Here is a 6667-nt window from a genome sequence, read left to right as displayed (position 1 = left end):
CATCAAGGCCAGACCCCGCTCGTGATCGAGGTCGGGAACCGCCCGGCGCAAGGCGGGATGATCGCCGTGTTGTTCGATGAAGGAGTCCTTTCGGTATAAGCGCTTGACTGCTCCCCGGCAGAGGGATTTGTGTAATCCGACTTGGAACTCGTACAATGCATATTTTATTGAAGATCCTCCACTGTTGACCGCCATAATGATCACGAGGTCACCTCCCTATGAATAAAAAAACCGGTAAATGGCTTAAAAGCCTTTGGTGAGACCATTCCGGGGTGATTCCCTTTGCTTTGTGTCCCTTTCTCAAGCCAATTATTGACTTTGCTGCAAAAACTCATTTCAGCAAGGCCCCGTTGCCATCAGCCCCGCCTCATCTGGCATTTTCTGGCACGCCTCAATGACCACGTCCGGTTGCAGTGATGCTGAAAAGGCCGTCTCTGGCCTATTTACTTCGAAAATGCGGTGATTTCGGCGGCTGATTTAGGCAGCTCAGGCCCAGGCTTCCTTCGTTCTTTTGCAGCAAAATTACTTATTGCAGTAGAATCATTATTTGAATGCCGCCTTCGAGATACCAATCAGCGCTCTCTTCATCCCCCGGTTAGGCGAAAGTCGAAGGGGAATTTTTTAATATCGTAACAGGATGACAGGACCAGTTCAATAGCGACTGAAACAGTTCTATGCACAATCGACTGTTTTGCGATCCAGAGCATGAACATCTTCTCGTTTATGAATGCTCCGATTTCCTTCCCCTTGTTTTTTCGGGAAGGCCCGTTATAATATTACTATTGTGGCGGTGTAGCTCAGTTGGTCAGAGCATCCGGTTCATACCCGGAGTGTCCGGGGTTCGAATCCCTGCACCGCCACCATCTGTTGCGAGGATGTGCAACCAGGGGCCCGGAGACGGGCCTTCTTTTTTTGTTACCAGGTGAACCATGCATAGTTTGGTCAAGAATGTTGAAAATCATATCCGAACACATGGGTTGATTTCACCCGGATCAAATGTTTTGGCGGCTTTTTCCGGAGGACCCGATTCCACCGCCATGACTCACATCCTGTATGTACTCCAGGAGACCCTGCAGTTTCACTTGTCGGTATGCCACTTGAACCATCAACTCCGAGGAGCGGAATCAGACCGGGACGAAGAATTCGTGAAGCAGTGGGCCTGTGAAAAACAGATTCCTTGCTATATAGCAAGACAGGATGTCCGGTTGATCCGTCGTTCGGAAAAACGCTCGCTGGAAGAAGCCGCCCGATTTGTCCGCTATCGTTATTTTAACGAAATTGCTCAGGCTGTAGGAGCGGAGCGGATCGCCCTTGGCCATCACTTCGATGACCAAGTGGAAAATGTTTTAATCCGGCTTACGCGGGGAAGCGGATTACGTGGACTTGCCGGGATGCGTCCCCGTTCAGGAATCTATATCCGACCACTTTTATGTTTTCGAAAGAAAGCCATATTGGACTTTCTCGTGGCCGAACGATTGGCCTTTGTGGAAGACGTGACGAACCAGGACCCGGCTTTCTTGAGAAACCGGATTCGACAACTTCTATTACCCCTCCTGGAGAAGGACTATAACCCCCGGATCCGGGAAGCGCTGTGGAGATTATCACTGAATATCCAGGAACACTTGGAAAAGGAGAGTCTCCCCATTCGTTCAACCGTGAGAAGAGACGGTCTTTTTGCTTATCCCCTGTTCCGACTGGCTTCGTTGAGCAGATCAGAACTCATACAGGAAATTCTCTGGTGTGTCGAGAGAATTTGCGGTGACTCGACTGGTCTTTCTCGGTACCATGTAGCCGGTTTGGTGAAAATGGTCAGGGAAGAACATGGGGAAATGAACCTTCCGGGAAAGGTGAAGGTATGGATAGATAGCTATCATCTTATTGGCAGCCGGAATCCGGTTTTACTCACTGATCTGCCTCCCTGGGAATATCCCCTGTGTTTTCCCGGAGAGAATTGGCTCAGGGAGGCGGGGATTTTCCTGAACTTCGAAGTAGCTCCGGTACTCTCAAAACCGATTAAGGGGGACTGGGTTGTCCTGGTCGACAAAGAGTTTATTAAGCCTCCTTGTATCGTACGCAACTTCCGGCCCGGAGACCGGGTAATGACCGGTGGGCGAGTAAAAAAAATCAAAGAAGTTTTTTCCGATCTGGGTCTTCCCCGGGAGTGGCGGAGCAGGGTCCCCATCCTGTGTGATCGGGAAAATATTTTATGGATACCGGGAGTCGTGCTTGACGAACGGATGCAGGTTGGAGAAAATAGCAAGAGCCTTTTACGTATCCAGGCCGGAAAAAGGACAAGGTAACCGATGGAGCCCTTTATTGATGAAATTTTGATTACCGAGGAAGAAATCCAGAACCGGGTCCGCAATCTGGGTGAACAGATTGATCGGGACTATGCGGGACAAGAAATACGGGTCATTGGTATTTTACGGGGTGCGTTTATTTTTATGGCCGACTTGGTCAGGAATATTCATGCCCCGCTGAGTGTTGATTTTATGGCTATTTCCAGTTATCAAGACGGGTGTGATTCAGGGGGAGTGGTCCGGATTCTAAAAGACCTGGATAAACCGATTACCGGACAACAGGTGCTGATCGTCGAAGACATTGTCGATACCGGGCTGACTCTACAGCACCTCAAGGAAGTACTGGCCACCCGGGATCCGGCGGCGATTAAGGTGTGCGCACTGCTCAATAAAAAAGAGAGAAGGGAAGTCCCGGATCTGGTCGTTGATTATACCGGTTTTGATATCCCCAACTGTTTTGTAGTCGGATATGGACTTGATTTCGCAGAACAATACCGGAATTACCCGTTCATTTTTGTGCTCAAACCGGAATATTACCAAACTTCCACGTGTGCTACAATAAAGACGGGTCGGTAAACTTTTAAGGAGGACCAACGGTAGGTGAAATTGAATAACTATCCTGGAGGAAAGTTTTATAGAAACCTCGGTTCCTATCTTCTTTTCCTCATTATCATAATTTCTCTGGCGACGTCATTCATGCAGCAGGAAACCCCTCCTCGAGCCATTACCTATACCGAATTTCTGGATATGGTTGGACAAGGCCGCGTGGAACGGGTAGTGATCATTGACCAGAGTATCGAGGGCGTTGGGACCGATGGAGTTCCTTTTACTTCTTACGCTCCGAATGATCCCAGGCTGATTGATATCCTGAGGGAACGAAACGTTGACATTGAGGCGAAACCTCCTGCGGAACCGTCCTGGTGGGCGAGAATATTGGGTTCACTTTTTCCAGTGATTTTGCTCGTTGTCGTTTGGGTGTTTCTTCTCCAACAACTACAGGGTGGCAATAAAATTACCTCCTTTGCCAAAAGCCGGGCTCGCTTGGCTGATCCCGAGCGGATTAAAATCACTTTTCAGGACGTGGCCGGCATTGATGAAGTGAAAGAAGAGCTTAGCGAGGTCGTTGGGTTTTTAAAAAATCCTCGGAAGTTCCAGAAACTTGGAGCGCGTATTCCTCGCGGGGTCCTTCTCTATGGACCGCCTGGCACCGGCAAGACGCTACTGGCCAAAGCGGTGGCTGGGGAAGCCGGTGTTCCCTTTTTCAGTATCAGTGGGTCGGATTTTGTCGAGATGTTTGTCGGGGTAGGTGCGGCCCGCGTGCGGGACCTCTTCAGCAATGCCAAGAAAAATGCTCCCTGTATTGTTTTTGTCGATGAAATGGATGCTGTGGGAAGACACCGGGGGGCGGGTCTGGGTGGAGGTCACGATGAACGGGAGCAGACCTTGAACCAGCTTCTGGTGGAAATGGACGGGTTCGACCCTAATCTGGGGGTTATTCTGATTGCAGCCACGAATCGTCCTGATATTCTTGATCCGGCTCTCCTGCGTCCGGGCCGGTTCGACCGGAGGGTCGCCGTTCCCAGACCGGATCTGAATGGACGGGAAGCCATTCTTTTGGTTCATACCAAGGGGAAACCACTTGGCGAGGATGTTAATTTGAAAGTACTTGCTCGGAGGACTCCCGGTTTTGTCGGTGCCGATCTCGCTAATCTGGTGAATGAAGCAGCGCTTTTTGCCGCACGCTGGGAAAAGGAAGCGATCAATATGAAAGCCATGGAAGACGCGATCGATAAGGTGATCGCCGGGCCGGAACGGCGGAATATGGTTATCAACGACCGGGAAAAACAGGTGGTTGCCTATCACGAAGCCGGTCATGCTCTTGTGGCTAAATCGCTTCCCTTCAGTGATCCGGTTCATAAGATTTCCATCATTCCACGGGGCGGTGCCGCTTTGGGATTCACCCTACAGCTTCCTCTTGAAGACCGTTATTTAATCAGTAAACAGGAGCTTCTCACCCGGCTGGCGGTTTATTTGGGAGGCCGGGTTGCCGAGGAGATCGTATTTTCGGATATCACCACCGGTGCCCATGACGACCTCCGCCGAGCCACCGAGATTGCCCGGGATATGGTCTGTGAATACGGCATGAGTGATCAGTTGGGGCCCCTGACGTTGGGAAGACGGCACAAGGAAGTGTTCCTTGGCAAAGATATAGCCGAAGACCGTAATTACAGTGAGGAAATCGCTTTTGCCATCGATAAGGAAGTCCGGTCCATCATCGACCGGGCTTACGAACAGGCTCGGGAAATCATTACATCACAGCGCACAAAACTCGATGATTTAGCTCAATCTCTCATCGAAAGAGAAGTATTGGATCAAAAAGATATTGACCGGATACTCGGTATTGTCGAGGATGTCGGGAACCGAGACAGGCATGTACCAACACTTACCGAATCGGAAGAAAAGGAACAAAGTCCCGATTCTATCGTCAAAACCACGCTGGAGATGGAAAAGAAAGAGGGAGGAAAGGTCAATCTATGAAAGTTATCCATTCCATACGCGTCGGTCTTACCGGAGAAATGAGCGTTATCGTAAACGAGGACAATATCGCCAGCCGATTCGATCCCGATATGGCTCCCGTGTTTTCTACGCCAATGCTGGTTTCCTTGATGGATAACGCCGCTCATCATGCCGTGAAGAATCATCTTCCGGAGGATCATGAAAGCGTTGGAACCCGAATCATTATTTCTCATATCGCGGCGACTCCCCAAGGCATGAAAGTAACCGCCCGAGCTACTTTGGTGGAGATTTACCGGAATAAACTGATATTTGAAGCGGAAGCGTTCGATGAAGTCGAAAAAATCGGAGAGGGACGATTGGAGCGCTTTATAATCAAACGAGACCGCTTTTTCCAAAAATTACAGAGAAAGTCAGAACTGATTCAGTCCTGAACCAAAGGTCCGCCCTGCGATCTTTGCGAGTCCCCCCGTTATTATATTAAAATAAAGGTTTTGTAAAACGTGCAGGAATACGGTTGATGAGCTTACCAGGCATCAGGAGATGATTCGTATTGAGACAGTTTGCCGTTTTCGGGCTGGGGATTTTTGGGCATAGTATTGCCTTAGCTCTTTATAAACAAGGTTTCACCGTGATAGGGGTCGATATCCAGGAAGATCCGGTCAAGGAGCTCGCCGGACAGATCACCGAAGTGGTCCAGGCGGATACCACCGACGTGACGGTTCTTGAGGCCTTAGGAATCAAGAATTTTGATGTGGCCATCGTCAGTATCGGGTACGATATCCAGTCCAGTGTATTGACCACCCTGGCTCTCAAGGAGTTGGGTCTCCATCAGGTCATCGCCCGGGCGATCAATGGGTTACACGGGAAAATACTCGAAAAGATTGGAGCCGACCAGGTTATTTTTCCCGAGCGGGATATGGCTCTTCGAGTGGCCAGGACCTTGGCTTTTCCACATGCCTTACGAACAGAAGAGCTTTTTCCGGGACACTCCATTGTCGAATCGAAGATTCCCACCGCCCTTCATGGACTCAGCTTGGGCAAGGCGCAGCTGAGAAACCATTTTGGGATAACTGTGGTGGCCATTCAACGCCAGAACGATTATATCGTCTCACCATCGGCCAGTGATATGTTGGAAAAAGGAGACGTGATTTTTCTTCTGGGCAGTGAACAGCAACTGAAGAAATATTTCAAGGAGACTCAAAACAGGACCTATGGAGGGTAGGCGAGGAACGTTAAGACTTTTCGTCAACGATCGCCGGCGCTGTAGTTATTTGAGGAGGAGCCCATGAAAGCACAACTGGAATGCTTCAGCTGCAATATCAGACAGGCTCAGGAGGCGACCTTGCTTGCCGGCAAAGATCCATCCTTTGCCTGGCGCGTTACTCAGGAACTCTGCCGCATCTACTCACAAGCCGATCCCAACTGGACTCCGGCCTACATGACCACTGTCGCTCATCGGGTCGCCATGCAAATGACCGGTAATGCCGATATATATTCCAGACTAAAGTCCCATTACAACCAGTTGGCCTTGGCTCTCTATCCCCGCTTGAAAATGTTTGTCGCCTCGGGGAAGAATCGTCTGGAACAGGCAATCCGGGTGGCTATCGCGGGAAATATCATCGATCTCGGCGTATACCGGGAACTTAGTATCGATCAGATTATGGAAGAGGTGGAAGGCACTGAGTGGGGGATTGCTAACTTTGCAGAATTTTCCCAGGCACTGAACACCGCAAAGATAATTCTGTATGTCGGTGATAATGCTGGGGAAATAGTTTTTGACCGGGTTTTTCTCGAAGAGATCAAAGATGGCCGGGAATGTGTGTTTCTGGTCAAATCTGGTCCAATATCCA

Annotated in this window: 8 protein-coding genes and 1 tRNA gene; 7 read left to right on the top strand and 2 right to left on the bottom strand. The window is 49.8% G+C overall.

From position 1 onward, the window contains the following. Both VLH40_02005 and VLH40_02000 read right to left on the bottom strand, forming a co-directional pair. Window positions 1-204 (bottom strand): hypothetical protein (locus VLH40_02005; GenBank protein HSV30783.1); only part of this gene is annotated, 204 nt, incomplete at its 3' end. Window positions 205-584: 380 nt separating this feature from the next. Continuing rightward, the gene (locus VLH40_02000) at window positions 585-707 is read right to left on the bottom strand and encodes a hypothetical protein (protein HSV30782.1); all 123 of its coding nucleotides are present in this window, start codon (window positions 705-707) and stop codon (window positions 585-587) included. A 79-nt stretch (window positions 708-786) separates the two neighbouring features. Here VLH40_02000 and VLH40_01995 point away from each other — a divergent pair. From VLH40_01995 to VLH40_01965, 7 genes are all read left to right on the top strand, one after another. Further along, window positions 787-863 (top strand) — tRNA-Met (locus VLH40_01995). Between the two features lie 66 nt (window positions 864-929). Continuing rightward, window positions 930-2300: a tRNA lysidine(34) synthetase TilS gene (gene tilS, locus VLH40_01990; GenBank protein ID HSV30781.1), complete on the top strand. Its 1371-nt coding sequence runs from the start codon at window positions 930-932 to the stop codon at window positions 2298-2300. A 3-nt stretch (window positions 2301-2303) separates the two neighbouring features. Then, window positions 2304-2876 (top strand): hypoxanthine phosphoribosyltransferase, encoded by a 573-nt coding sequence (hpt, locus tag VLH40_01985; protein ID HSV30780.1) that lies wholly within the window; start codon window positions 2304-2306, stop codon window positions 2874-2876. 24 nt (window positions 2877-2900) lie between these two features. Next, a complete protein-coding gene (gene ftsH, locus VLH40_01980) occupies window positions 2901-4838 on the top strand; it encodes an ATP-dependent zinc metalloprotease FtsH (protein HSV30779.1) in 1938 nt (645 codons plus the stop codon). Further along, window positions 4835-5248, top strand: coding sequence for a hotdog domain-containing protein (locus tag VLH40_01975; protein ID HSV30778.1), 414 nt, complete (start codon window positions 4835-4837; stop codon window positions 5246-5248). Before ftsH ends, VLH40_01975 begins: the two co-directional genes overlap by 4 nt. A gap of 119 nt (window positions 5249-5367) precedes the next feature. Then, complete coding sequence (locus tag VLH40_01970) at window positions 5368-6039, top strand: TrkA family potassium uptake protein (GenBank protein HSV30777.1); 672 nt, start codon at window positions 5368-5370, stop codon at window positions 6037-6039. A gap of 63 nt (window positions 6040-6102) precedes the next feature. After that, a partial coding sequence (locus tag VLH40_01965) for an ARMT1-like domain-containing protein (GenBank protein HSV30776.1) occupies window positions 6103-6667 on the top strand: 565 nt, incomplete at its 3' end.

It is taken from the genome of Atribacteraceae bacterium, assembly GCA_035477455.1.
In the GTDB taxonomy this organism is placed as follows: Bacteria; Atribacterota; Atribacteria; order Atribacterales; family Atribacteraceae; genus DATIKP01.
This window is presented reverse-complemented; position numbering and strand designations above follow the sequence as displayed.

What these genes read in the sequence shown, in the direction of transcription:
- hpt (HSV30780.1), top strand. Translation starts at nt 2,304, where the DNA reads ATGGAGCCCTTTATTGATGAAATTTTGATTACCGAGGAAGAAATCCAG.
- tilS (HSV30781.1), top strand. Translation starts at nt 930, where the DNA reads ATGCATAGTTTGGTCAAGAATGTTGAAAATCATATCCGAACACATGGG.
- VLH40_02000 (HSV30782.1), bottom strand. Translation starts at nt 707, where the DNA reads ATGCTCTGGATCGCAAAACAGTCGATTGTGCATAGAACTGTTTCAGTC.
- VLH40_01975 (HSV30778.1), top strand. Translation starts at nt 4,835, where the DNA reads ATGAAAGTTATCCATTCCATACGCGTCGGTCTTACCGGAGAAATGAGC.